Annotated in this window: 23 protein-coding genes; 11 read left to right on the top strand and 12 right to left on the bottom strand. The window is 58.6% G+C overall.

The features are described from left to right. Positions 1 to 396 precede the first annotated feature (396 nt). The 3 genes from CE491_RS04425 (at position 397) to CE491_RS04415 (ending at position 3,470) form a co-directional block, all read left to right on the top strand. Complete coding sequence (locus CE491_RS04425; protein WP_199884990.1) at positions 397 to 1,590, top strand: alpha-xenorhabdolysin family binary toxin subunit A; 1,194 nt, start codon at positions 397 to 399, stop codon at positions 1,588 to 1,590. Further along, a complete protein-coding gene (locus CE491_RS04420) occupies positions 1,547 to 2,590 on the top strand; it encodes an alpha-xenorhabdolysin family binary toxin subunit B (RefSeq protein ID WP_199884989.1) in 1,044 nt (347 codons plus the stop codon). Before CE491_RS04425 ends, CE491_RS04420 begins: the two co-directional genes overlap by 44 nt. 76 nt (positions 2,591 to 2,666) lie before the next feature. Next, positions 2,667 to 3,470, top strand: coding sequence for a hypothetical protein (locus CE491_RS04415; protein WP_110947144.1), 804 nt, complete (start codon positions 2,667 to 2,669; stop codon positions 3,468 to 3,470). Between the two features lie 66 nt (positions 3,471 to 3,536). Here the strand turns inward: CE491_RS04415 and CE491_RS04410 are convergent, their stop codons facing one another. From CE491_RS04410 to CE491_RS04390, 5 genes are all read right to left on the bottom strand, one after another. Continuing rightward, positions 3,537 to 4,700: a type III PLP-dependent enzyme gene (locus CE491_RS04410; protein ID WP_110947143.1), complete on the bottom strand. Its 1,164-nt coding sequence runs from the start codon at positions 4,698 to 4,700 to the stop codon at positions 3,537 to 3,539. 536 nt (positions 4,701 to 5,236) lie between these two features. Continuing rightward, positions 5,237 to 6,403, bottom strand: coding sequence for an osmoprotectant ABC transporter ATP-binding protein OsmV (locus CE491_RS04405; protein WP_110947142.1), 1,167 nt, complete (start codon positions 6,401 to 6,403; stop codon positions 5,237 to 5,239). Beyond that, entirely contained in the window at positions 6,400 to 7,053 is a 654-nt protein-coding gene (locus tag CE491_RS04400) for an ABC transporter permease (RefSeq protein ID WP_110947141.1), read from the bottom strand. Before CE491_RS04400 ends, CE491_RS04405 begins: the two co-directional genes overlap by 4 nt. Beyond that, complete coding sequence (locus CE491_RS04395; RefSeq protein ID WP_110947140.1) at positions 7,050 to 8,006, bottom strand: glycine betaine ABC transporter substrate-binding protein; 957 nt, start codon at positions 8,004 to 8,006, stop codon at positions 7,050 to 7,052. The genes CE491_RS04400 and CE491_RS04395 overlap by 4 nt, the downstream gene beginning before the upstream one ends. A gap of 27 nt (positions 8,007 to 8,033) precedes the next feature. Further along, on the bottom strand, positions 8,034 to 8,747 hold the full coding sequence (locus CE491_RS04390; RefSeq protein ID WP_110947139.1) for an ABC transporter permease: 714 nt from the start codon (positions 8,745 to 8,747) through the stop codon (positions 8,034 to 8,036). Positions 8,748 to 9,092: 345 nt separating this feature from the next. On the opposite strand from CE491_RS04390, the gene CE491_RS04380 reads away from it, so the two are divergent. Beyond that, positions 9,093 to 10,676 carry a peptide chain release factor 3 gene (locus tag CE491_RS04380; protein ID WP_110947138.1) on the top strand — a complete coding sequence of 528 codons (1,584 nt, stop codon included), beginning with the start codon at positions 9,093 to 9,095 and terminating at the stop codon, positions 10,674 to 10,676. Positions 10,677 to 10,827: 151 nt separating this feature from the next. On the opposite strand, the gene ggt is transcribed toward CE491_RS04380, so the two are convergent. Beyond that, complete coding sequence (gene ggt / locus CE491_RS04375) at positions 10,828 to 12,495, bottom strand: gamma-glutamyltransferase (protein ID WP_110947137.1); 1,668 nt, start codon at positions 12,493 to 12,495, stop codon at positions 10,828 to 10,830. A 273-nt stretch (positions 12,496 to 12,768) separates the two neighbouring features. Here ggt and CE491_RS04370 point away from each other — a divergent pair, with 273 nt between their 5' ends. Further along, a complete protein-coding gene (locus CE491_RS04370; protein ID WP_110947136.1) occupies positions 12,769 to 14,049 on the top strand; it encodes a zinc-dependent metalloprotease family protein in 1,281 nt (426 codons plus the stop codon). A gap of 8 nt (positions 14,050 to 14,057) precedes the next feature. Here CE491_RS04370 and CE491_RS04365 read toward each other — a convergent pair whose 3' ends face one another. Continuing rightward, positions 14,058 to 14,981: a DMT family transporter gene (locus CE491_RS04365; RefSeq protein WP_110947147.1), complete on the bottom strand. Its 924-nt coding sequence runs from the start codon at positions 14,979 to 14,981 to the stop codon at positions 14,058 to 14,060. 139 nt (positions 14,982 to 15,120) lie between these two features. Between CE491_RS04365 and CE491_RS04360 the strand changes: the two genes are divergently transcribed. Beyond that, complete coding sequence (locus CE491_RS04360; protein WP_110947135.1) at positions 15,121 to 15,999, top strand: LysR family transcriptional regulator; 879 nt, start codon at positions 15,121 to 15,123, stop codon at positions 15,997 to 15,999. Between the two features lie 155 nt (positions 16,000 to 16,154). Here the strand turns inward: CE491_RS04360 and CE491_RS04355 are convergent, their stop codons facing one another. Both CE491_RS04355 and CE491_RS04350 read right to left on the bottom strand, forming a co-directional pair. Then, positions 16,155 to 17,051, bottom strand: a complete 897-nt coding sequence (locus CE491_RS04355) for a LysR family transcriptional regulator (RefSeq protein WP_110947134.1) — start codon at positions 17,049 to 17,051, stop codon at positions 16,155 to 16,157. A gap of 64 nt (positions 17,052 to 17,115) precedes the next feature. Further along, positions 17,116 to 17,700, bottom strand: a complete 585-nt coding sequence (locus tag CE491_RS04350; RefSeq protein ID WP_110947133.1) for an NAD(P)H-dependent oxidoreductase — start codon at positions 17,698 to 17,700, stop codon at positions 17,116 to 17,118. Positions 17,701 to 17,915: 215 nt separating this feature from the next. Here CE491_RS04350 and CE491_RS04345 point away from each other — a divergent pair, with 215 nt between their 5' ends. Further along, entirely contained in the window at positions 17,916 to 18,230 is a 315-nt protein-coding gene (locus CE491_RS04345; protein WP_110947132.1) for a putative quinol monooxygenase, read from the top strand. 11 nt (positions 18,231 to 18,241) lie between these two features. Here CE491_RS04345 and CE491_RS04340 read toward each other — a convergent pair whose 3' ends face one another. Next, the gene (locus tag CE491_RS04340) at positions 18,242 to 19,006 is read right to left on the bottom strand and encodes a sulfite exporter TauE/SafE family protein (RefSeq protein ID WP_110947131.1); all 765 of its coding nucleotides are present in this window, start codon (positions 19,004 to 19,006) and stop codon (positions 18,242 to 18,244) included. 229 nt (positions 19,007 to 19,235) lie between these two features. On the opposite strand from CE491_RS04340, the gene CE491_RS04335 reads away from it, so the two are divergent. Together CE491_RS04335 and CE491_RS04330 are read left to right on the top strand one after the other, a co-directional pair. Further along, positions 19,236 to 20,159, top strand: coding sequence for a LysR substrate-binding domain-containing protein (locus CE491_RS04335; RefSeq protein WP_110947130.1), 924 nt, complete (start codon positions 19,236 to 19,238; stop codon positions 20,157 to 20,159). Between the two features lie 61 nt (positions 20,160 to 20,220). Continuing rightward, complete coding sequence (locus CE491_RS04330; protein WP_110947129.1) at positions 20,221 to 20,565, top strand: cupin domain-containing protein; 345 nt, start codon at positions 20,221 to 20,223, stop codon at positions 20,563 to 20,565. A 46-nt stretch (positions 20,566 to 20,611) separates the two neighbouring features. Here CE491_RS04330 and CE491_RS04325 read toward each other — a convergent pair whose 3' ends face one another. Continuing rightward, positions 20,612 to 21,430: an isocitrate lyase/PEP mutase family protein gene (locus tag CE491_RS04325; protein WP_110947128.1), complete on the bottom strand. Its 819-nt coding sequence runs from the start codon at positions 21,428 to 21,430 to the stop codon at positions 20,612 to 20,614. A 333-nt stretch (positions 21,431 to 21,763) separates the two neighbouring features. Here CE491_RS04325 and CE491_RS04320 point away from each other — a divergent pair, with 333 nt between their 5' ends. Together CE491_RS04320 and argH are read left to right on the top strand one after the other, a co-directional pair. After that, entirely contained in the window at positions 21,764 to 22,702 is a 939-nt protein-coding gene (locus tag CE491_RS04320) for a LysR family transcriptional regulator (protein WP_110947127.1), read from the top strand. Positions 22,703 to 22,858: 156 nt separating this feature from the next. Further along, positions 22,859 to 24,286 carry an argininosuccinate lyase gene (gene argH, locus CE491_RS04315; protein WP_110947126.1) on the top strand — a complete coding sequence of 476 codons (1,428 nt, stop codon included), beginning with the start codon at positions 22,859 to 22,861 and terminating at the stop codon, positions 24,284 to 24,286. Between the two features lie 167 nt (positions 24,287 to 24,453). Here argH and mmsB read toward each other — a convergent pair whose 3' ends face one another. Further along, a complete protein-coding gene (mmsB, locus tag CE491_RS04310) occupies positions 24,454 to 25,338 on the bottom strand; it encodes a 3-hydroxyisobutyrate dehydrogenase (protein ID WP_110947125.1) in 885 nt (294 codons plus the stop codon). Between the last annotated feature and the right edge of the window lie 160 nt (positions 25,339 to 25,498).

The raw sequence follows: 25,498 nt of genomic DNA, 5'->3' as shown, positions 1-25,498 counted from the left end.
CGTAACGCTTTGCCATGCGGGCCTCCAGCCAATCATGGCGGCAATCTACCCGCACCGACTTTTCGTACAAAACCTAGCGCCGATATCGCCGAGTACAAGAAGATGCTACAGAACATTCAATAAGTCCTGAGCCACGCAGCGCAATGAACCGCATTGCGCAATGCTTGCCGCAGGATTCGACGACTTCATGTTTCCGCGAAATTTCCAAACCCCTTAAATACGGGCGCTTTTCTATTAGCAATAATTCGTACAAGAAACGTCTTACAACCTCAGACCACTTTTCCTTTTTGACCTTCTTTTGAAGGACGCATAGTCTTCATCCGTGCACGCAGCCCTGACTAATAACAGCTGTTAGCGCACACGCATCAGACAACTCACTCAATCATTAAAGGACTAATGATTATGTCTCTTACTTCTCGCAGTATTGCGAATGATGCCGCCCGTGATCCGGCGTTGCTGTTCAGTTCATCGGTCGGAGAAGATACTCCCAACACCCGCGACACTGGCTTGGTATTGACCAAAGACCAGATAAAAAATCTCAAACGCTACGAAGTTGCCGGCCTGGCATTACCCACTCAACTCAACGACGTCGTCGCCTATCTGGGCTATCGAACTGGCGCGGGTCGAGGGCTGGAAGCCGCCGATTTTCAAAAGACATTCAGCCTTATTCACGACCATGCCAGCCTGTGGAACCCGCTGCGCACTGATCTGCTGACCGTCGGCGACAAGCTGGTCGTGTTCGCCGGCGCCATGCAGGTGTACGGCGCCAGCATGCAGGAAGTGTTCGATGACATGCGTAGCCTCGGGCTGATCGACAGGTATGACATCCAAACCCTCGAGGACCTGCGTCGGGTCGAGAAGGAATTGGGGATCAAGTTTCCCAGCATCGAAAAAGCAGATCGCGACGACCTGGGCTATTACCTGGACCAACTGCGCGAAAAGGTCCTGGAGCAGGAAGCCGAAGCCCAAAGCATCAAAACGCGTCTGGATGAGTTCGGCAAACAGCTCGCCAACCGCGTTCTGCCAGAGGTCAAGCAAAAGGCGGCGCTCATCAATAACAACACCGTGAGCGACGAGATCAAAGTTATTCAGGCCAGAATCGATCAGCGCGCTCTGGAGATCGAAGAAAAGAACAAAGAATATAAAGAGCTGGTTAAACAGGCAATCACTGGTATTACCGTCAACCTGATTCTGGTCATTTATTCCAGCGTTCAGGCCGAAAACATCCGCAAGGAACGCAACAAATTACGCGACGCGCAAGAAGCTGATATCAGGCGGATGAATCAGAAGAACCGTATTCTGGCTTCATTGGCCCGTGTTCGCACCGATCTTCAGGATCTCGACCTCATCGTCGTAGACGCCGACCTGGCAACACAGAATCTCAGGACCGTGTGGAACAAGTTAAAGACGTTCATTTCCGAGTCCAGTGCTGAAGTCAAAAAAATCAATGATGCACTTTCCATGCGTCGTCTTCGCACGCAAATAAATCTGGTCGTCGAGCCCTGGAAAACCATTGAAGTCGATGCTTATAAATTACTGAACGTATTTGCCGAGGCCGATCGCGAATACAGAGAAGAGTACGGAGTTTAATATGAATAACATTGCCCACTTTCCCGGTTTCGTCGATTACCCGAAACTTGATGTCACTGCACTGCGCCAGGCGGCCAGCGGCGCAAGTAACGCCACGATAGAACTCAAAAATCTGTTCATTCAAACCCAGTATTTGCCGACACTGTACAATCGTGTGATCGATGTAGACAGCGCTATTCGCAGTGCTCACTACAAAATGCGCGATGTTATCCAGACATTGGATATTTCCATAGGTATAAAACTGAACGTGTTGAGGCAATATCAGGCAGAGCTTGAAAGTGCCCACCGTTCAGAAGTGGAGGAGATCCTGGAAGACATCAACGTTAAAGTCGCAGAAATCATCGACGCTGTGAACAAAAACAATGCGGTACTCAATCGGATGTTGGCGCCCATGAAACAAGCCGTGGACCGCGCCTCTACCGAGGGTTTTCTGGCGCAGTTGTCAGCCGATCAGGAACGCCTGCCCCTGGAGATCGACGCGATCAAGGAGCGGCAGCAAACCCTGGAACAAAAACGCAAGGCCCTGACCGAAGCAATGGCGTTGATTGAGAACAAGGGCTTCGCCCAATTGGGCAAGGACACCATTCTCAGTGCCCAGGAACTGGCGAAACTGGGGATCGCAGGCCCAGAAGTGGCAATAGTCGAAAAAGGTATTGAACTGGCGCATGAGGCCCTGGAAAAGCTCGAAAACGCGACCAATTACTTCAATTTAATAGAGGCGCGAAACAAGATTCGCAAACAGATCAATGACTTGATCACGCTTGTGAACGACAAGAATTCCGAGCTGCGCCTGAGCCAATTGCGCAGTCGCCTGATCCAGGCCTGCCATCAGTTCGATGAACACCGCGAGGCTTACATCGGTGAGTTCATGAAACTGATCCTCGGCAAGCAGTCTTTTCTGGACGTTTATCGCGCCGTCGATGTTCAAGATCAAGACTCCGTGCGCCAGTTCGCAGTAGACGCATTGGCACTGATCGGATACTTGAAGGCCGCTGTCTGATCGCCCCTCTCTGGCCTGACGTCGCAGCGCTGCTGCGGCGTCAGGTTTTACCATTGAGGAAACAGGCATACATCAGATGAACACGCTCCTTATTACTCAATCCCAATTCAACGAAATCGACGACTGCATGCGCTATATGGAAAACGCCTTCGCGGATGTCGGACGCTTCACTGAGGCGCTCGGCATACATCGGCAATCCGGCATCGTGCTGCCCGTAGCAGCAACTCAAGCAGGCGCCGCGCAAGCCAGAATATGGCGCTCAAAGATCAACCCGCACCTATCAATCGATATTCGCGCCCAACTTGAGGAAACAGCGGCCTTCTGCAACGAGATGGTTCGTCGACTTTCGGCATTATCGCGGGCTGAGAAGAAAGGCCCTGTATCCGACTTGAGCAACGTAGCCGTACCACCCGGCCCGCCGCCGCGGTACGCGACTTCGCCCATCACCAACTGCCAGCAGTTATTGAGGTATCACCAGCAATGGGTGTGGCCGTGGGTCGAAGTGCTCAAGACTTCTCAATCCGGATCCGACGATCGCCAGGCCATTCATGACTCCCTGCCCCGCGTGATGGACTTCATGTCGTCCCATCTGCTTGTCGCAACCACCAGAAGGCCACGGCCGGCAGGCTTGAGAAGCGCACGCAAACAGCACGAAACGGTAGGCCGACACTACACGCGGGGCCTGGGGGGAACGGCGAACTTCCTGGCCCAGCATCGACGGATCATGGCGTTACTTGGCCAAGCCAGCCACCACTACAGCCAGCTTGAAAAGGCGCAATCAATGGCCAGGTTCGAAACCGAAATGACGTTAGTGGCCAACGATCTGAACCGAGGTTTGAGCGTCTGGCAGCAGTTTCTGGCGCTTGGCGCGCGCAAATGAACCGGTTTCGCCAACACCAATAAAAAAGCCCGCGATCACGCGCGGGCTTTTTCATCACAGCAACGTTTAGATGTAGAACGATTTCAGCGGCGGAAAGCCATTGAACTCTACTGCGCTATAGCTGGTGGTGTATGCGCCGGTGGACAGCCAGTACAAGCGGTCACCGATGGCCAGGTTCAGCGGCAGGCCGTACTTGTAGTTCTCGTACATGATGTCGGCGCTGTCGCAGGTCGGACCGGCGATCACGACCTCTTCGACCTCACCTTTCTTCTCGGTCCAGATCGGGAACTTGATCGCTTCGTCCATGGTTTCGATCAGGCCGGAGAACTTGCCCACGTCGGTGTAGACCCAACGCTCGACAGCGGTACGGGATTTGCGCGCCACCAACACCACTTCGCTGACCAGAATGCCGGCGTTGGCGATCAGAGAACGGCCCGGCTCCAGAATGATTTCCGGCAGGTCATCGCCAAAGTCTTCCTTGAGGAAGCGGATGATTTCTTCGGCGTAGGTTTCCAGGCTGTTGGTGCGGGTGATGTAGTTGGCCGGGAAGCCACCGCCCATGTTGATCAGCTTGAGTTCGATGCCGTCTTCTTCTTTCAGGCGCTCGAAAATCACCTTCACTTTGGCGATCGCCGCATCCCACACGCTGATGTCACGCTGTTGCGAGCCGACGTGGAAGGAAATGCCGTAAGGCACCAGACCCAGGTCACGAGCCAGGATCAGAAGGTCCATGGCCATGTCTGTCTGGCAGCCGAACTTGCGCGACAGAGGCCAGTCGGCCGTGGTCGAGCCTTCGGTGAGGATACGCACGTAGACTTTCGAACCCGGTGCGGCCTTGGCGATGTTGCGCAGGTCGGCTTCGGAATCGGTCGCGTACAGACGCACGCCCTTCTCGTAGAAGTAGCGAATGTCCCTGGATTTCTTGATGGTGTTGCCGTAGCTGATGCGATCCGGGCCAACGCCCTGATTCATCACTTTGTCCAGTTCATAGATAGAGGCGATGTCGAAGTTCGAGCCTTTATCCTTGAGCAGGTCAATGATTTCGACAGCCGGATTGGCCTTGACGGCGTAGTACACCTTGGCGAATTCGAAACCGCTGCGCAGGTCGTCATAGGCTTTGCTGATCATCGCGGTGTCGATGAGTACGAACGGGGTTTCTTGCTTGTCTGCAAACGCCTTCATCTTATCGAAGGTGCTGCGCTCGAAATAGTCTTCGACCTGGATCGACATGCGGGGACTCCTGTTGGCAAACGGTAAAGATCAATGGGTGCGAGCCTCTGAGCTCATGAACGTCCTCCGTATCCCCACTTTGGTTCGCCTACTTCCCAAGGCTGTTCGCCGAAAGCAAAAAGGCCATGGGAGGTGGGTTCCCTTGGCCTTGCTGTCTCGTCGTCAGTACTTGAGCCGGATGGATCGTTTCCAGCATGGACGTTCGGCGCGAACTGTAGGACCTGAGGGGCTCGAGATCAACAAAAAATGTCGCGTTTTCGCCCGTTTTTGCCAGACGGGCAGGTGCGCTCGTTCAATCACCCTGTAGTAACCGACCGATGTGACAGCGCGATGTTCCCCCACAGTGAGTGATGTGCTGCTTCTGCACGAAGGGTGAGGGCCTTGGCGTGCCAGCGATCTGCCCGGATCACGCCCGACCGAAGCGACAGGAGAAATACGACGTATCTGACATAACCACGCCGCATGATTTTACTGTCGCTTCGCGCCAGATCGCCTGCAAGCAAGGCTCCTACGGCCTTCGGCCAGAATCACAAGCCTCAGCCAGCCGCCTGCTCCGCCACCTCAGCCGGTGAAACAATGCTGGTCTTCTTTCCACGCGACTGCCCCGAACTCAGGTACGCGGCAATCGACTCCTGAGTCACCTCACCCAGGAACACGTTCTCGGCATCGAGCACCGGCAACCAGGCGCGGTTGAACTCATACATGCGCGACAGCAGGATGCGCAGGTGTTCGTCGTAGGCCGCGGTGGCGTTGAATGGTCTCAGATATTGCTCGCAGGTGCCGCTCTGACGGTGCAGGTCGCGGCGGCGGACGTAACCCATGGCCTTGTTGTCGCCGTCTGTGACGACGACGTAGCGACGGTCGTTTTCATCCATGATTTCCAGCGCGTCGGCCACCGGGGTTTCCGGGCTGACGGACGGCGCGTTGTCAGCGGCGTCTTCGGCCTTGACCAGCAGCAGGCGCTTGAGCGTGCTGTCCTGGCCAACAAAGTTGCTGACGAAGTCGTCTGCCGGGTGCGCCAACAGTGTGTCCGGGTGATCGATCTGCAGCAGTTTGCCAGCGCGGAAAATGGCGATCTTGTCGCCCAGTTTGATGGCTTCGTCGATGTCGTGGCTGACCATGATCACGGTCTTGTTCAACGCGCGCTGCATTTCGAAAAACTCGTTCTGGATCATCTCGCGGTTGATCGGGTCCACTGCGCCGAATGGTTCGTCCATCAGCAGCAACGGGGCGTCAGCCGCCAGTGCGCGGATCACGCCGATGCGCTGTTGCTGACCACCGGACAATTCACGCGGATAGCGATGCAGGTATTGCTTGGGCTCAAGCTTGATCATGCTCATCAGCTCGCGGGCGCGGTCGTGGCATTTCTGTTTGTCCCAGCCGAGCAGCTTGGGCACGACGACGATGTTTTCCTCGATGGTCATGTTGGGGAACAGGCCGATCTGCTGGATCACATAGCCGATGTTACGGCGCAAGGTCACTTCATCCAGGCTGGTGGTGTCTTCGCCATTGATCAGCACCTTTCCGGAGGTCGGCATGATCAGGCGGTTGATCATTTTCAGCGTGGTGCTTTTGCCGCAGCCGGACGGGCCGAGAAATACGCAGATCTCACCCTCGTTAACGGTCAGGCTCACTGAATCGACGGCCTTCACTTCTTTGCCGTTGCTTTGGAAAGTCTTGGTGAGGTTTTGAAGTTCGATCATTTGAGCAATCCTTTTGGAGTCAGCGAGCGTTGCAGCCATTGCAGAAGCAGGTCGGCGAAGATGGCCAGAATGCTGACCAGTACGGCACCGACGATTAGCATCGACATGTCGCTGCGGCTGATGGAAGCGAGGATGAGTACGCCGAGGCCGCCGGCGCCGATGGTGGCGGCGATGGTCATGACGCCGATGTTCATGACCACGGCCGTGCGCACGCCGGCGAGGATCACTGGCACGGCAATCGGCAGTTCGACCATGCGCAAGCGCTGGCCGAAGGTCATGCCGATGCCTTTGGCGGCTTCGCGAATGCCGGGTTCGACGCCGGTCAGTGCGAGGTAGGTGTTGCGCATGATCGGCAGCAGCGAATAAAGGAACACGGCGGTGATCGCCGGCATCGGCCCAAGGCCTTGGCCGAACTTGGAGTAGAACGGCAGCAGCAGGCCGAACAAGGCGATCGAAGGGATGGTCAGCAACACGGTCGCGCTGGCTTGCAAGGGGCCGGCGAGGGCCGGAAAGCGAGTCATGAACACACCCAGCGGCACGCCCACCAGAATTGCCAGCGAAACCGCGATGCCGACCAGCGTGATGTGTTGCAGGGTCAGGTGAAACACCTGATTCCAGTCCAGATGGGAGAAAGCGCTCCAGAAGCTCATAGTTTCTCCTCTTGTTTTTCTACCGGCGTCTGCTTGATCGGTACGCTTTCGGCCGAAGGATTGATCGGATGGGTGCGCAGGAAATCTGCCGCCACCACGGTAGGACTTTCGTGATCGACGTCGACTCGCGCGTTCAGCGTGATCATCGTCTGATCATCCAGCAGCGCGGCCAGCGGCTTGAGTTGCTCGGCCAGTTGCGGATGCTTGTCCAGGTACTCTTTGCGGACCACGGGCGCTGCGGTGTAGTCCGGGAAGTAGTGCTTGTCGTCGGCCAGCACTTTGAGTTTGAAAGCGTTCAGACGGCCATCGGTGGTGTAGACCAATCCCGCGAAGACCTGTCCGTTGTGCAGTGCGGTGTAGACCAGGCCCGCGTCCATCTGACGAGTGTTTTCACGGCTCAGGTTCATGTCGTAGTGCTTGACCATGCCCACCAGCCCGTCGGAACGGTTGGCGAACTCGGTATCGAGCGCGACGATATGACCCTCCTTGGCCTCATCCTTGAGCAAGGTTGTCAGTTCGGAGACGTTGTTGATCTGCGGGTACTGCTGCGCGATCTTATCGGGCAACGCCAGGGCGTAGGTGTTGTTGAACTTCGATGGCGAGAGCCAGACCAGGCCCTTTTTCGCATCCAGTTCCTTGACCCGCTGATACGTCTGCTCGCTGTCGAGTTTTTCGTCGACGTGGTTGTAGGCCACCAACGAAACGCCGGTGTATTCCCAGAGCATGTCCAGCTGGCCGGATTCCTGCGCACTGCGCGCCAGGTTACTGCCCAGGCCGCCGGTGATCTGGACCTGATAGCCCTTGTCGCGCAGGTATTGGGCGGTCAGTTCGGCGAGGACGGTCTGTTCGGTGAAGACCCGCGCGCCAATGCGCAAGACAGGCATTTCGGCCGCCTGGACGAGTCCTGCCAGCAGCAGGCCAGCGCCCACTATTAATGTGCATAACTTCTTCATTCGTATTCCTTTCATCAGCGCGGCGCTTTATCGAGCAAGGCCACGTTCCAGCCAGATACGACTCGCCAGGGTCACGGCGCCATCGAGCAACAGGGCCAGCAATGCCGTACACGCGGCACCCAGCACCAGTTGCGGCTGATTGTTCAGGGCGATGCCGGGGAAGATCAGGCTGCCAAGGCTGTTGGCACCGATCAGGAAAGCCAGCGGCGCGGTGCCGACGTTGATCGCCAGCGCTACCCGCACACCGCCGATGATGATCGGCACGGCATTGGGCAGCTCGACGCGCCACAACACCTGACGCGGTGTCATGCCGATGCCGGTGGCAGCTTCCTTGAGTGAGCCCTGAACGTTTTTCAGGCCTTCATAGGTGTTGCGCACGATGGGCAGCAACGAGGCGAGGAACAGCGCGAAGATGGCAGGTCCGCTGCCGATACCCAGGACGCCCAGGGCAATGGCCAGAACTGCAAGAGGAGGAACGGTGTTACCGATGTTGAAGATCTGCATGAAGCGTTCGGCGCGGCCAACCATGCTCGGTCGGCTAAGCACAATGCCAGTCGGGATTCCGACCACCAGTGCCGCCAGCATCGATGCCAGCACAAGCAGCACATGCGCTTGCAGGTAAAACAGCAGATCGTCCTGATACTGCCTGAGTGTGTCGATGCCGATCCAATGGACCAGCAGGGCCAGAAGTGCGATGACAATCACACCTCCCAATAGCCCCTTGCCATAGCGATTAGCCACGGGCGGACTCCTTATTTCAGTCGGCGAACGCCTCGCTGTGACTGGCCTTTTCAGGCAGCCAGCGAACGTGCGCGAAGAGCAGCGGGTGGGTCGCCGGAAAGGGTGAAACCTCGGCGAAAACACGAGCCATGAGCGCAGCTTCGTCAAGCTAACTTGCTGATTTTGCGACCCTTGGCTTGTTGAGTAGCTTCTTGTGCAGCCAGGGAATGGACGTCTCCATAACCGCAAAGGTTCCCACGTGAGATGCTATTTGGCCACCCCTGATCGACTGAACGGTTCGGATATTGCGTTCGTTTGGGCTATAATCGCCGCCCTTTTTTTGAATCACCTCTCGGGCGATTTCCCATGACCAGACAGGCCGCCGAAGTCGCGAAACGCCGCACTTTCGCCATTATTTCTCACCCCGATGCCGGTAAGACCACCATCACCGAAAAGCTTCTGCTGATGGGCAAGGCAATTGCGGTCGCCGGTACGGTGAAATCCCGCAAGTCCGATCGCCATGCCACCTCCGACTGGATGGAGATGGAAAAGCAGCGGGGTATTTCCATCACCACGTCGGTCATGCAGTTCCCGTATCGCGAACACATGATCAACCTGCTCGACACCCCGGGCCACGAAGACTTCTCCGAAGACACCTACCGCACCCTGACGGCAGTGGACTCGGCGCTGATGGTGCTCGACGGCGGTAAGGGCGTAGAACCACGCACCATCGCCCTGATGGACGTCTGCCGTCTGCGCGATACGCCGATCGTCAGCTTCATCAACAAGCTGGACCGCGACATTCGCGACCCGATCGAGCTGCTGGACGAGATCGAAGCGGTGCTGAAGATCAAGGCGGCGCCGATCACCTGGCCGATCGGTTGCTACCGCGACTTCAAGGGCGTGTACCACCTGGCCGACGACTACATCATCGTCTACACCGCCGGTCACGGTCATGAACGCACCGAGACCAAGATCATCGAGAAGTTGGACTCCGACGAAGCCCGCGCGCATCTGGGCGACGAGTACGGGCGTTTCATCGAGCAGCTGGAACTGGTGCAGGGCGCCTGCCACACCTTCGATCAGCAGGAATTCCTCGACGGTCAGTTGACCCCGGTGTTTTTCGGTACGGCGCTGGGCAACTTCGGTGTCGATCACGTGCTCGATGCGGTGGTGGACTGGGCGCCGAAGCCGTTGGCGCGCGTGGCCAACGAGCGCACGGTCGAGCCGGTCGAAGAGAAGTTCAGCGGCTTTGTGTTCAAGATTCAAGCGAACATGGACCCCAAGCACCGCGACCGCATCGCCTTCATGCGTATCTGTTCGGGCAAGTACGACAAGGGCATGAAAATGCGCCACGTACGTACCGGCAAGGACGTGCGTATCGGCGACGCGCTGACGTTCTTCTCCAGCGAACGTGAGCAGCTGGAAGAAGCCTACGCCGGCGACATCATTGGTTTGCACAACCACGGTACGATCCAGATCGGTGACACCTTCAGCGAAGGTGAGGCCCTGGGCTTCACCGGTATCCCACACTTCGCCCCGGAGCTGTTCCGCCGCGTGCGCTTGCGCGATCCGCTGAAATCCAAGCAGTTACGTCAGGGTTTGCAGCAGTTGGCCGAAGAAGGCGCCACCCAGGTGTTCTTCCCGGTGCGCAGCAACGACATCATCCTCGGCGCCGTCGGTGTCTTGCAGTTCGATGTCGTGGCCAGCCGCCTGAAGGAAGAATACAAAGTGGAATGCTCCTACGAGCCGATCACCGTATGGTCTGCGCGCTGGATCGACTCGGGTGACAAGAAGAAACTCGAGGAATTCGAGAACAAGGCCGTGGAACACCTGGCGCTGGACGGCGGCGGTCACCTGACCTACCTGGCGCCAACGCGAGTGAACCTGGCATTGATGGAAGAGCGCTGGCCGGATGTGAAATTCCGAGCAACGCGTGAGCACCATTAAAAGCAGTTAACCTTGGGCTTTGGCCCGACGCACGCGAAACCTGTAGGAGCGCGCTTGCCCGCAAAGGTGTCTGTATAGACGGATAAATGCCGACTGACACACCGCAATCGCGGGCAAGCGCGCTTCTGCAGAGGTTCGCGCTCGATCCGAATTACTTCACCACCCTCCCCACTCCCCGCCCACGCGGGTCGGATGCGGTTTCGACTTTCGTGCCATCGATCCTGATCGCCTGCACGTTGCCCATCGACCAGCCCTGATCCTTGAGCGTGTAGCCCATGGCTTTCAGTTCATCGGCCACCGGTGCTGGCAATGGCGCAAATTTCTCGGTGTAGATCGTGTCTTTCGGCAGCAACTGGTGATGAACCCGCTGCGCGGCGACGGCGTCCTTGAGCGGCATATGGAAGTCGTAGAGGTTGTTCAGCACTTGAAACACGGTGGTGAAAATCCGCGAGCCACCCGGCGTACCCAATACCAGCGTCACCGCACCATCACGCGTCACCAGGCTCGGGCTCATCGACGACAACATGCGCTTGCCCGGCTCGATGGCGTTGGCGTCGCCGCCCACCACGCCAAAGGCATTGGCCACCCCCGGCTTGGCGCTGAAATCATCCATCTCGTCGTTCATCAAAAAGCCTGCACCCTTGACCACCACACCGCTGCCGTAATCCCAGTTCAGGGTGTAGGTGTTGCTCACCGCATTGCCCTTGGAATCGACGATGGAGAAGTGCGTCGTCTGATGAGACTCAAGCCCGGCCTTCACATTTTCTGTCGGCGAAATCGCAGTGGGATTGATCTCATGGGCGCGTCCGGCGAGATAGACGTGATCGGTCAGTTGATTCACCGGCGCCTGCGAGAAATCCGGATCGCCCAGATAATTCGCGCGGTCGGCGAACACGCGTTTTTCGATCTCCGCCAACAGATGGATGTAACGCGCCGAGTTCAGCGGCACGCCTTTGAAGTCATCCCCCAGTTGCTGCTTGATGCCGATCAGCTGCGCCAGCGCGACGCCGCCAGAGCTTGGCAACGGCGCGGTGTACAGGGTGTTGCCATTGAAATTGATGTGCAGCGGCTTGCGCCATACCGCCTTGTAATCGGCGAGGTCCTGTTTGGTAATCAGGCCGTTATCGTGCTGCATCTGCGCCACCAACAGGTCGGCTGTCTGGCCCTGGTAGAACTCGTTGGCGCCTTTGTCGGCGATGCGCTCCAGCGTCTTGGCCAGCTCCGGCTGGCGGAAGGTCTCGCCGGTTTTCATGTCGCCGAAATAGTCGCCGAAGTTGGTCTTGCCGTTCAGTTGCTTGATCGCTTCGGCGCCATACATGTACTGCTTGTCAGCCACCTTGAAACCGTTTCGCGCATAGCCAATGGCTGGGGTCAGCAGCTCGGCCCACGGCAATCTGCCGAATTTCTGATGCGCTTCCCACAGGCCCATGACCGTGCCAGGCACCCCGGATGCACGGGCGCCAACCAGGCTCATACCGGGGATCACTTCGCCCTTTTCGTCCAGATACATGTTGCGGCTGGCGGCCTTGGGTGCAGTCTCGCGGTAGTCGAGGAAGTAAGGCTTGCCGCGCATGAACAGGGTCATGAAACCACCACCTCCGATGTTGCCCGCCTCGGGATAGGTCACAGCCAGGGTGAATGCGGTGGCGACAGCGGCGTCGACGGCATTGCCGCCCTTTTTCAGGATCTGCGCCGCGACTTCGGCGCCATACTGGTCGGGGGCTGCAACGGCGCCGGCATCGAGCGCGACGGCATACACCGGGGAACTGGCGGCGAACATCACCGCCAGGGCGACGGTCTTGAGGGTCACGACTCGCATAAGGCTTCCTTTGTAGGCTAACGCGACAGCTTGTTACCGACTGGCTGTCTGAATGCTGACGAGACTAACGGTCCGGGCGTTCATTAATGATGAAAAATGCCCGTCAACGCAAACAGTCACCCGAAAGTAGCCGTTATGGGTAGAGCCTCTGGAAGCGCAATGTCGCGATAAACAGGCCCGGTCTGATCGCCAATCGATCAGATGCTCAGGCATCGCCTTTGCTAAGGTAGTGACAGCGCAAGGCCGCGCGCCGAGAGTGCAAGGAGCAACACCATGAAGGTGACTTATGCATTGATGGCTACCGTGCTGGTAGCCGTGATCGTGTTGTATCTGACCGTTTTCCAACGCGAGCCATTCATCCAGACAACGCCTGATACTGCTCAGGTGGACGCCGCGTTTACCGCCACACTCAACAGAATGCGCGCCTTTCCCGCAGCCTTGCAGGTGCAGGAAGTCAGCGTCGACCCGCACGCGATCACCCAGGATCAGAAGACCCTGAAGTTCACCTTGATCGACCATCTCATCAGCGCCACGAAAGTTCGCAGCGAGGAAGTGACCAACCCTGACGGCACGAAAAGCATCATCTGGTATGGCAATATCGAAGGCCACGTGAACGTCGTGCCTGAAATACCGCAATGGCAGGACCCGCTGAACTCCATCACGTTGGTTAAACACGCCCAGACCGTCACCGGGACGATCCGTCAGGGTCAGCAGCTGTATGAGTTGCGTCCGGTGGGCAATGATCGGCATGTGGTGATTGTGCTGGACGGTACGAAGATGCCGCCGGAAAGAGACGACGTTGGTCTCACCAAGCGCAGTGCCGCGACCCCCGCTACGCCGCGCACGGTGTCTGCGAAGTCCCCCGCGCAGACCACGATCGATGTCATGACCGTCGTGCCGCAAAAGACCGTCTCTGAATACCAGGGCGACATGCTGGGCCTGGCGCAATTGGCAGTGGCGCTGGCCAATCAAAGTTATATCAACAGCATGATCGGCATCACATTGCGACTGGTGGCGTACCAAGTGACCGACTACGTGCCGAATGCCGCACTTCCCGGCCTCGACCTGATCCGGCTGAGGACTCCGAACGACGGGTTCATGGACGACTCGCTCACTGTCCGCGATGAAACGCGCGCTGACGTCGTCATCTATCTCTTTGGCTCGGCGCCTGCCGAGGATGGCTCGCAGTACTGCGGTCAGGCGTCGCAAAACGGCTCGACGGCGGACACCGCATTCGCCATGGTCGCCTATGAGTGCATCGTCAACTTCACCTTCGCCCATGAAATCGGCCACCTGCAGTCTGCTCGCCATGAGATCGCCAACGACCCTTCGATGACGCCTTATCCCTTCGCCCATGCCTATCGATTTAACGCGGGCGGCAACACCTGGCACACGATTGTCGGCACCCAACCCAACCCGCCAACGTCCCAGCGTCTGAACCTGTGGTCCAACCCCGACATTCGCTACGAGGGCGTGCCCATCGGTGACGCTGAAACCGCCGACAATCATCGCGTGCTGGAGGTGACCAAGGAGGCCATTTCCGGCTACCGGTAACTCAATCCTCAGGCGCCCTTCAGCGTCTTGAGACCTACTTGCTCGCGTCTGAGGTTCAGCGCCAGGACGCTGCTCAGCACCACCACCGAACCCACGATCACCCACTGCGAGGGCATTTCCCCAAGCAGTGCCGAGGCGATGGCGATGGCCATGGGAGGCGTGAGGTAAAGGCTCATCGAGGCGCGACTGACATCCATGTGTTTGAGCACGTAGGCCCAGGCCAGATACGCCAGCGCGCTGGGGAAGAAACCCAGGACGCCCACAGCGATGTTGACCCGCAGTGGCGCGTTGACGATTTCGCCCATCAGGCCCGGCAAGTAAATCAGCAGGAAAAACGTCCCGGCCCAGATGGTGTAGCAGACCATGGTCAGCCCGTCGTAACGGTGGCTGTAGCGCTTTTGCAAGGAGAAATACACGCTCCAGGAAAACGCCGCGAGCAGGACCAGCAGCCCGCGTGCGTCGATGTGGCCAAAACCGCGATCGCCGGTGATGACGATCGCCACGCCGATCAGACCCCACGCGACGCAGGTCCAGCGCCAGGCGCTGACGCGTTCCTTGAACACGAAATGCGCGAGCAACGCGGTGAACAGCGGCATCGACTGAATCAGTACGCTGGACGCCCCGGCGCTGACCCCGGCCTGGCCGAAGTTCAGCGCAATGTGGTGCAGGCTGACGGCGAAGAAACCGAGCACCGCCAGCAATGGCAGATCCTTGAGTCGCGGGAGTGAAATACGCATCGAAGACGCGATAAGCGCCATGAACGCCGAAGCAATGAGAAAACGCAGCAACGCCAGATGAGTCGGGTCGTAGCCTTGCAGCCCGATGCGAATGCCGGTCGGCGAAAAGCCCCAGCAGGCGATCACGAAAAAGGTCGCCAGCGCGACTTTCACGCCTTGCCAGCGCAGTTTCGAATATTCCACTTCAGCGCCCATCCGGGCCGGGTCGTCTACCACGCTCATTTCGATACTCCTGCTGGCAGGCCTTTGCCTGCGCCTTGGCCATGAGTATCGAAACAACTTATGCTCACCACAACCGAACAATAATGACTCAACCATTCACTTTTGGTGATGCATGGAATTAGCCCAGATTCGAATGTTCAAGACCGTCGCCGACACCGGCAGCATCGCCCGCGCGGCCGAGGTGCTGCATTGCGTGCCATCGAACATCACCGCGCGGATCAAGGCCCTGGAGGCCGAGTTGGGCGTCGATCTGTTCTTCCGCCACGGGCGTGGGTTAAGGATCAGTCCGGCGGGGGAAATCCTCCTGACGTACGCAGGACGCATGCTCAGCCTGGCCGACGAAGCCAGGCGCGCGGTGCATCCCGATGCCGCCCCTTCCGGCCCGTTGCGCATTGGCGCCATCGAGTCATCGGCTACCTCACGCTTGCCTCGGCTGCTCGCTCGTTTTCACGCCCGTTACCCGGACGTATCGCTGGAGCTGACCACCGGCACTGGCCCGCAGTTGCTCGACGCGACGCTCAATCACAAGCTCGACGGCGCGATTGTCGCCATCGACGTCAAGCGCCCGAAACTCAAACGAACCTCGATGTATCGCGAAGACCTGGTGTTGATCGCCGCCGAGTCACTGGGGCCTGTTCGCAGCGCGGCGGACCTGCAGGGCAAATCGATTTTCATGTGGCCCGAAGGCTGTCCCTACCGCGCGGCGCTGGAACGCTGGCTGCTGAACAACGGCCAGAGCCAGCCGATCATCAGCATTGCCAGTTACGGCACCATCGTCGGCTGCGTCAGCGCCGGCGCCGGGGTGGCGCTGGTGCCCAAGGGCGTGTTCGAGCAGTACCACAAAGGCTCGGGCTGGGTGGGTTATGAGTTCCCGGAACTGACGTCTATCGACAACTTGTTTTACTGGCACGAAAACGCCGAACACCACCCGGCGCGCGAGGCATTCGTGGAGATGTTGAGGGCGGAGTTCAGTGGGGTTCGCACATCCTGAACAGGATCCCCAGTGCCGCAATCGTCCTGCAGGAGTGAGCTTGCTCACGAAGGGGACCAGTACAGACATACAAGATGTCGGGTCTGGAAGTCAGCCTTCGTGAGCAAGCTCGCTCCCACAGGTATCGTGCCCATCCTTCGATGTTCTGGTGGGCCTTACGCCGCGTAACTCGCCAACTTCTGCTGAATGAAATCCAGAAAACACTGAATCCTCAGCGCCAGCTGCGAGTTGCGGTAGTACACCGCGTGAATCGGCTGGCGATAGCCGCTGTTGGCTTCGGGGAGGATGACGCTCAGGCGACCGAGGCGAATGTCTTCGTGGGTCATAAAATGCGACAGGCAGACGATGCCCTCTCCCGCCAGCGCCAACTGACGCAGAGTCTCGCCGCTGGAGGCGGAAACGGTGGGATGAATGAACAGACGATCACCCTCGGCATGGCGCAACGGCCAGCGGTTCAACGTTTCGGTCTGGGTGAAGCCCAGCAATGAATGCCCGCTCAACGCTTCGACGGTCTTGGGCGTGCCGTGTTTCTTCAGGTAATCGGGGCTGGCGAGGATGTTCAGCGGACTGGAGCCCAGCGACCGCGCGTGCAGGGTCGAGTCTGCCAGTACCCCGATGCGGATTGCCACGTCCGTGCTCTGCTCCAGCAGATCGATAATCAGATCGTTGCTGTTCAACTCCAGCTGGACATCGGGATACAACGACCGAAACTCAGCCACATACGGCACGATGGAATGCAGCATGAAGGGTGACGCGGCGTTGATGCGCAGGCGTCCGGACGGCGTCTGCTGGCGCAGCGACATGCGCTCCTCCAGCTCCTCCATCTGCCCGAGAATCTGCTTGGTCCGCTCCAGGAAGAACTTGCCCTCCTCGGTCAGGTCCATGCGTCGCGTGGTGCGGTTGAGCAAGGTAGTGCCGAGCTTGGCCTCCAGCCGCGACAACGTGCGGCTGATGGCCGAGGGCGTTTGGCCGATCTGCTCGGCGGCGGCTGATATCGAGCCGCTTTCAATCACCGAAACGAACACCTGCAACTCATCTGATCGGGCTTTCACTGTTGTCCTCCGCTCAAAACAGACTGGATATTAGTCCGGTTTGTCGCAAAGAACAGGTCAGACATTAGATGCCGAACACTGTGGCCAAATGCGCTTCATAGCGTTTCACGTCGGCTTCGATGTTCGGCATTTTCATCACGTCCACCGCCAGGAAGGTCGGCAGGCCGGTCATGCCCAGGAACTGGTTGGCCTTGTGGAACGGAAAATACACCGCGTCCACGCCTTTGGCTTCGAAGAAGTCCGACGCATCATCGAACGCTTGTTGCGGCGCGTTCCAGGTGGCCGAAATCATGTATTGCCTGCCCTGCAACAGGCCACCGCTGCCGTACTTCTGCGAAGCATCGGAACGGGTGCGACCGTCGTTGGCGTACAGGCTGCCGTGGCCTTCGGTGAACACTTCGTCGATGTACTTCTTCACCGTCCACGGCGCGCCCATCCACCACCCCGGCATCTGCCAGACGATCACGTCAGCCCAGAGGAATTTCTGCACCTCTTGAGCGACCTCGTAACCGCCGTCGATGAAGGTTTGTTTCACGTCAAAACCAGCGCGGTCCATGAAGGTAAGCGCAGCGTCGTGCAGGGTGGCGTTGTAGCGGCCATCGGAGTGAGCGAATTGTTTGCCGCCGTTGATGAACAGAACTTTTTTCATTGAAAGCCTCGTCGTGACTCAACCACCGGCCGTCTCGTGAGGGACCAGGTATCGAGCCGTCAATAATTGGGTGTGAACTGCAATGGACGGCAGATTATCGATTTGGCGACGCGTGAGTAAGCAGTGCCCAAGCAAAACGCTTTTGCTGCACAGGCACGAATATGCGTGGGATTGTTGACTTAGAATTTGGCTTCTTTCATTTCAAGGAGGCGCTCATGAGCGATCTGCACGGTTTCATCCTTCACGCCCAGACCAAGCCGGACAAAGCCGCGGAGTTCGAGGCGCTGTTCAATGGCTACGTCACAGCCAGCCGCAGCGAAGAGGGTTGCATCGAGTACCACATGCTGCGCGATCAGCAGGACCCGACGCTGTTCATCTTCTACGAAATCTGGCAATCGACAGCCCATCTGAACGTTCACTCTGCCCTGCCGCATATGGCGAGCTTCTTTGAAAAACGCATGGATTACCTGGTCCGAGATTTCGATATCCGTCGCGTCGACATGATCAGTCCGTCTTCGGCTGTACGCTGAATCCGTGGCCTTCAACCCGCGATCAGCAGATGCAGGCCCAGCATCGCCATGCCGATAAAGAACACGCGCTTGAACAGCAAGGCGCTGATGCGCTGCCGTAGCCACTGGCCGAGCATCATGCCGAGCAACGCCGGAATGACCGCCAGCAATGAGGCGCTCATTTCGGCGCTGCCCAACGCGCCATTCCAGAACAAACCGGCCCCCAGAGCCAGGCTGGAAACGGTGAACGACAGCCCCAGCGCTTGCACCAGTTGGTTGCGATCCAGACCCAGGCCCTGGATATACGGCACCGCCGGAATCACGAACACGCCGGTGGCCGATGTGATCAGCCCGGTGATCAAACCGCACAACGGCCCCAGCCAGAACTCTGCGCGGGGCGGCACCTGGAGCGTCGGCAGAAACCGCCCACACAGCGCATAGACAAACAGCGCCCCGCCCAATGCCCCGCCCATGCTGTGCGCGCCGCCCATGCCGAGCACATAGGAACCCAGCCCGGTGCCGACGACGATCATCGTCAGCAGTGGCCAAAGTCGTTTGCATGAACTGCGCAGATGCCCGCCCGCCGCCAGTTGCCAGAGATTGGTGAAGGTCGATGGAATCAACAGCAATGCCGCAGCCTGCGCCGGCAACATAGCCACACCGAGCAACCCCATGGCAACGGTAGGCAATCCCATGCCGATCACACCCTTGACCGTGCCGGCCAGCAGAAAGGCCAGCAGGACCAAGGCTGACAGGCTCCAGCCAATGTTTTGATAAAGCGCGAGGAAGGTATTCATAGGGCTATCGTGAGCCCGGGCGCGACTTTTTTGAATCTGCGATATATTGAGCCAGCCTTCGTTCAGGGCATAGCCTACGTTCATAATGCGCTGAACATGCGCTGTACCTGGGGGAACGAGCTTGCTCGCGAAGACGTTATATCAATCGTCATCACAAGTGCCTGAAAGACGCCTTCGCGAGCAAGCTCGCTCCCACAATGGTTCATCATCCGGTATAACGCGAGCAGCCATGCACTTCGACCTGATCGACCTGAAGCTTTTCCTCAACGTGACCAAGGCCGGCAACATCACCGCCGGTGCCGCGCTCAGTCACTTGTCGCTCGCCTCAGCCAGTGCGCGGATTCGCGGGCTGGAGTCGGCCTTGGGTATCGCCCTGTACGAGCGCGGTCGACGCGGCGTCACGCCGACCGCCGCAGGCAAGGCACTGGCGCAACACGCACGGCTGATTCTGCAACAAGTCGAGCGCCTGCAAGCGGACCTCACCGATTACGCTCAAGGCTTCAAAGGTCAGATTCGCCTGCTGTGCAACACCTCGGCCCTGAGCGAGTACCTGCCGGAGCGTCTGGCGGAGTTTCTCGCCTGTCATCCGAACATCGACATTCATCTGGAAGAGCACCCCAGCCTGCGCATCCTCCACGCTGTGCGCCACGGCACAGCGGACATCGGTATCATCTCCAACGCGGTGGACGCCAGCGATCTGCAGACCTTGCCATTCTGTGCCGATCCGCTGACGCTGATCATGCCGATCGACCACCCATTGGCCGGGCACCCCAGCCTGCGCTTCAGCCAGGCGCTGAATCACGAATTCGTAGGGCTTGGGGTAAACAGCGCAATGGCCATTTACCTTGAGGAACAGGCGTTGCATCTGGGCCATCGAATCAAGACCCGCATCCGCGCCGAAAGCTACGACGGCGTACTGCGCATGGTGTTGCGCGGCGCCGGTCTGGGGGTTGTGCCCGTGGCAGCGCTCCAGCGTTTTCAGCAGGCCGACTTGCTGAAAAGCGTGCCCCTGAGCGACAGCTGGGCCGATCGCACGCTGCTGTTATGCGCGCCCGACTTCGACGCTCTCCCCGAATACGCCAAGGCGCTGGTGCGTCATCTGCGTGGGGAAACTGCGTTTCTGGGCACCCCGATGTCGAGCCCAGACAACTGACCCCGGCCAGACGCCCCTAAGGTGTGCGAGCGCAACTTTCGCCACCTTTTCTGGAGCTGTCATGAGCAACCCGATCACCGTTCTTCGCGACACCACGCCACTGCCCGTCATCGACGCCTGCAAATGGGAACGCATTGGCGGCGACCCGCACACCGTCAACCTCAACGCCTACACCAGCGCCGACGGACAGAAGATCATGGGCACCTGGATCTGCACGCCGGGGAAATGGTTCGTCGAATACGTGAAGTGGGAGTACTGCGACTTTCAGGAAGGCTACTGCATCATCACCCCTGAGGGTCAGCAGCCGATTCACTTGAAGGCGGGCGACAAGTTCATCGTAGAGCCGGGCATGAAAGGCACGTGGGAAGTGGTGGAGACCGTGCGCAAGTATTTCGTGTTTGCCTGACCGCGCTCACCCCTCGCCGACATGGCGTCCTTTGCAAGGTCGATTGTCAGCGCATCACCGTGTCCAGATGCTCCGACGTCAATGCACGTGGCATGAAATCCATCCCGGTCGGCTCATCAAGCTCGGCCAGGATGGTCTGGATCTGCTTGTAAGCTGCGCGGAACAGTGCGCTCCCCAGGCTTACCCGTTGAACCCCGGCGATCACCAGCTTATCGAGCGTCATTCCCGGCACCGGCAATACGCTGACCGGTTTGCACAATTGGGCCTGCACCGTTGCCAGATCTGCCATGGTTTTCAACCCCGGCGCGAACAGGCAATCGGCGCCTGCGCGCTCAAACGCAACCAGACGTTCGATGACCTTGTTCAGTGAATATTCGTGCGGCCCGAGCAGATAATCAGTCCGGGCAGTCACGACAAACTCAGGGTCTCTGGCCTTCACAGTCTCGCAAGCGCTGCGCACGCGTTCGCAGGCCTCGGCCAGATCGAAAAACACTAAAGAGTGGGGATCGCTGTAATCGGCAATGTCTTCCAGCGAGGCGCCAGCACAGCCTGCTTGCCAAGCGCGCAGGAAGTTGTTGGCCACACCCTCCGGCGTGCTGGCAAGGCCGTTCTCCAGATCAGCGCTCACCGGGACGCGAACTGCGTGAACGATGCGCGTCAGGCTTTCGAACCGCATTTCATTGTCCATGGCAGGGGAGGAATCGCGGTATCCCCTGGCATACGCGATACCTGCGCTCGTGGTGCCCAGACTTGGGTAGCCCAATTGCTCGATCAAACGGGCGCTGCCCTCACACCACGCGTTGGGCATGACGAACATGGGACTGCCTTTGCGATGCAACTCGCTGAATGTTTTCGTCGCGCTCATCGTCATTCCTCCAAAACGCGAGCTTAGCGAGTGTGCCGGATTTGCCCCATTCAAAAAAATTGAAGGCCCTTCAAAAAACCTGAACAGACAGCCTGTGCGAAAAATGAAACACTGCGCCGCACTGAATTTCAGGGACGACTGGACATGAAATTTACAGCCACTGCATTATTCTTTCACTCACTGGGCGCACTGACTCAAGCTGCCCAGGCTCAAACGTCAAACAGCTCTTATGTGAGCAACGTCGGCGGTGTGGAAGTACACACGGTCCTATACAGCATGCGGCCAGTGGATTGATCTCAACCGCAAGATGAGTCGAGCCAAGGAAAGGAAGCCATGTCCCGAATCTTCGATGTCGATACCAATCTGTGGCGCACCTTCAAATCCGTGAGCGAAACCCGAAGCATCACCCGCTCTTCGGTGGTGCTGTGCAAAACCCCACCCGCCGTCAGCATGCAGATCAAGAAACTTGAAGAACTGCTGGAGCTGCAACTGTTTCAACGCGGTGATCAGGGTTTCAAACTCACGCCTATCGGTGAAGAAGTGCTGCTGACGGCCGAAAAGATACTGGCGATGAACGACAACCTGTTCAGCCTCAAAGAGAAAGCACGCAGCTACGAACTTCGCCTGGGGCTGCCCGATGATTATTCGTTGTTCTTTCTTCACGACATCATCAAGTCCGTCAAACAGTTGCCAACCGCTGTCCACATTAGCGTGACCTGCAAGACCTCCAAACTGCTGATCAAGGATATGGAGCAGGGGTTGCTGGACCTTGCGATCATCGCAACCCGGGAAGGCGAGCACATCGAGAACGCCGACCCTATCCGTTTCGAAGAATTGTGCTGGATCGGTGACGAAACACTGGTCAACCCCGGGCAACCGATTCCACTGGTGCATTTTCCCGCCGGCTGCGTGTGCCGGGAGATTTCGATCAACGCCTTGAAAGACGCCAATATCGAAGCCCATGTAGGGTTTACGTCCGACTCGAACTTCTCGGTATTCAACGCCATCAATGCCGGTGCGGGTATTGGCCTGAGCGAGCGCTCGTTCGTACCCCAGGCCATCCCTGTCATTCACAGCTCGCTGTTGCCTCCATTGCCTCGTATCGAGATCAGCACCGTGGTCAACACCCAGCGAATTCCAAAGCCAGTGCTGGACCAGATAGCCTTGAGCATTCAGACCTGTGTGAACAATGCGTGCGAGGATTATCGGGCCAGGAGCGAACGCAGTGGTCACCCGTCGAACCCCAACATGACCGCATGCTCGGTGATTTGAGCTAAAACATCGTCGGTGATGCCTGAGCAGGTTTCCATTTCTGCCAAGTGCACTTGCCATTTGTAACATTCCCCCCACTCCGGGTATTTCCTAGCATCCCCAGACGTCGTCGACGCCTGGTTCGCCAGCAATCCACGTATTTGAGGGAAATGGCTAATGTCTGATGCTACTGAGCGCCTGTGGGGGGCGCGGTTCAAATCCGGTCCGGCCCCGGCAATGGCCAACCTGTCGCGCTCGCCCAGCGTGTATTTCCGCATGACGCCCTATGACGTCGCCGGCTCCAAGGCTCACGCCCACGAGCTTGAACGCGCCGGCCTGCTGGACGCGGACGAAACTCGACGCATCATCGCCACCCTCGAGTCGATCAACGACGACTTCGCCGCAGGCAAAATCCAGCCCATCGCGGCCGACGAAGACGTGCACACCTTCATCGAACGACTGCTGACTGAACGCCTCGGCGCGCTGGGTGGCAAGCTGCGCGCCGGTCGCTCGCGCAATGACCAGACAGCCAACGACATGCGGCTGTTTCTGCGCGATCAAATTCGCCAACTGACGTTGTCGATTCTCGACCTGCAAAACGCCCTGGTCAGTCAGGCCGAGCAACACATCAACACCATCGCGCCGGGCTTCACCCATCTACAGCAGGCGCAGCCGATCGTATTCGCCCATCATCTGATGGCTCACGCCCAGGCGATTCATCGTGACATCCAGCGCCTGCAGGATTGGGACAAGCGCTTCAACCTTTCACCTCTCGGCGCGGCGGCAATGGCGGGCTCGGCAATCGCCCGCGACCTGCAAAGCTCGGCAGCGGAACTGGGTTATGCCGGCCCGTGTGAGAACTCGATCGATGCCGTCGCCAGTCGCGATCACGTGGCCGAGTTCCTGTTCAGCGCCAGCATGCTGGGCATCAACATTTCGCGCATGGCCGAGGAGTTTTGCATCTGGACCTCACGGCAGTTTCGCTGGGTCGATCTAGACGACGCTTACGCTACGGGCAGCTCGATCATGCCGCAGAAGAAGAACCCGGATATCGCCGAACTGGCGCGGGGCAAATCCGGGCGTCTGATCGGTTCGCTGACGGCGATTCTGTCGGTGCTCAAGGCGCAGCCGCTGTCTTACAACCGCGATTTGAGCGAGGACAAGCACGCGATCTTCGATGCAGTGGACACGCTGAATCTGGTGCTGCCAGCGTTTGCCGGGATGGTGCGGACCATGACCGTGCGCAAGGAGCAATTGCTGCGTCAGGCGCCGTTAGGGTTCACCCTCGCCACCGAAGTCGCCGACTGGTTGGCGGTGCGCGGTGTGCCCTTCAAGGAGGCTCACGAAATTACGGGGCAACTGGTGCAGCTGTGTGAAGCGCAGGACATTGGCCTGCAAGAGCTGACGGCCGAGATGCTTGCCGACACCGATGCACGCCTGACGCCCGACGTGTTGCAGAGTCTGACGCTGGAAGCTGCCCTCGCCGCGCGCAGTGGCTGGGGTGGAACCTCGCCGGTGCGGGTGGCCGAGCAAATCGCGCGATTCAAGCAGCACCTGGTGGCGCAGGAGAAGTGGGCCAAGGATTACGACGGACCACGAGGTTGAAGCCGAACTCAGAGCTGCTGACTTTAAGTGATATTTGTGGGCGTTTCCGGTAGTGACGACGGTGGCGAATGCGGTGTGTCAGACATGCCACCTTCGCCGCCGTCGTAAGCTCCCCAAGCGCCCACAGGACGACGAGTGCTCTGGATTCAGCGCAGAACGATCAACATCTACTTCTTCAAATACCCCTCAATCACCGCCGAGAAATCCTTCCCGCCATCCCCACGCAAGCTCATCGCCTGATACAGCTGCTGAGCCACTGCCCCGAGCACTACCGGCTGATGCGCAACCTTCGCCGCTTCGGTCGCCAGCCCCAGGTCCTTGAGCATCAGTTCGGCGCCAAATCCGCCGGTGTAGCCCCGCGAAGCAGGCGCGGTTTCGACGACACCCGGCCATGGGTTGTAGATCTCCGAACTCCAGCACCGCCCGGTCGAGCTGTTGATGATGTTGGCCAGAATGCCGGTGTCGATGCCCAGGGAATTGCCCAGCGCCATGGCTTCGGCGACGCCGATCATGGAAATCCCCAGCAGCATGTTGTTGCAGATCTTGGCGATCTGGCCGGTGCCGACGTCGCCGCAGTGCACGATGTTGCGGCCCATCTGCGCGAGGATCGGCTTGAGCACGGTGAAGTGTTCCAGACTGGCACCCACCATGAAGGTCAAGGTCCCGGCCTGCGCGCCGCCCGTTCCACCAGACACCGGTGCATCGCCGACCACCACGCCCCGCTTGGCCGCCACCGCCGCCACATCGCGAATAGTCTGCGGATCGATGGTGCTGCAATCCACCACGGGCACGCCTGCGGAGATCCCCGCCAGCACGCCGTCTTCATTCAGGTACACCGCGCGCACGTGAGCGGCGGCAGGCAGCATGGTGATGACCAGTTCTGCGCCCTGTGCTGCGTGTTTGGGTGACTCGCTGATGCGGCTGCCCAACTCGGCAAGTTCAGCCAGCACTTGCTGATTGAGGTCGAACAGGTGCAGTTGATGCCCGGCCCGGATGAGGTTCCGCGCCATCGGCGCCCCCATATTGCCCAGACCGATAAATGCGATTTTCATTGTTGTTCTCCTTTTCAGATTCAGATCCGATGACCCATCCAACACTTATCAACGGTGGGAGCGAACTTGCTCGCGAAGACATTCATACAAAGCAGCTCTATCGCCTGATATGGCCATTCGCGAGCAAGCTCGCTTCCATCATTGAGTTCGACGCGCTGGG

This window comes from Pseudomonas bohemica (genome assembly GCF_002934685.1).
GTDB classification, from domain to species: Bacteria; Pseudomonadota; Gammaproteobacteria; order Pseudomonadales; family Pseudomonadaceae; genus Aquipseudomonas; species Aquipseudomonas bohemica.
Note: the sequence above shows the minus strand (reverse complement) of the source record. Positions and strands in the feature narration are given on the sequence as shown.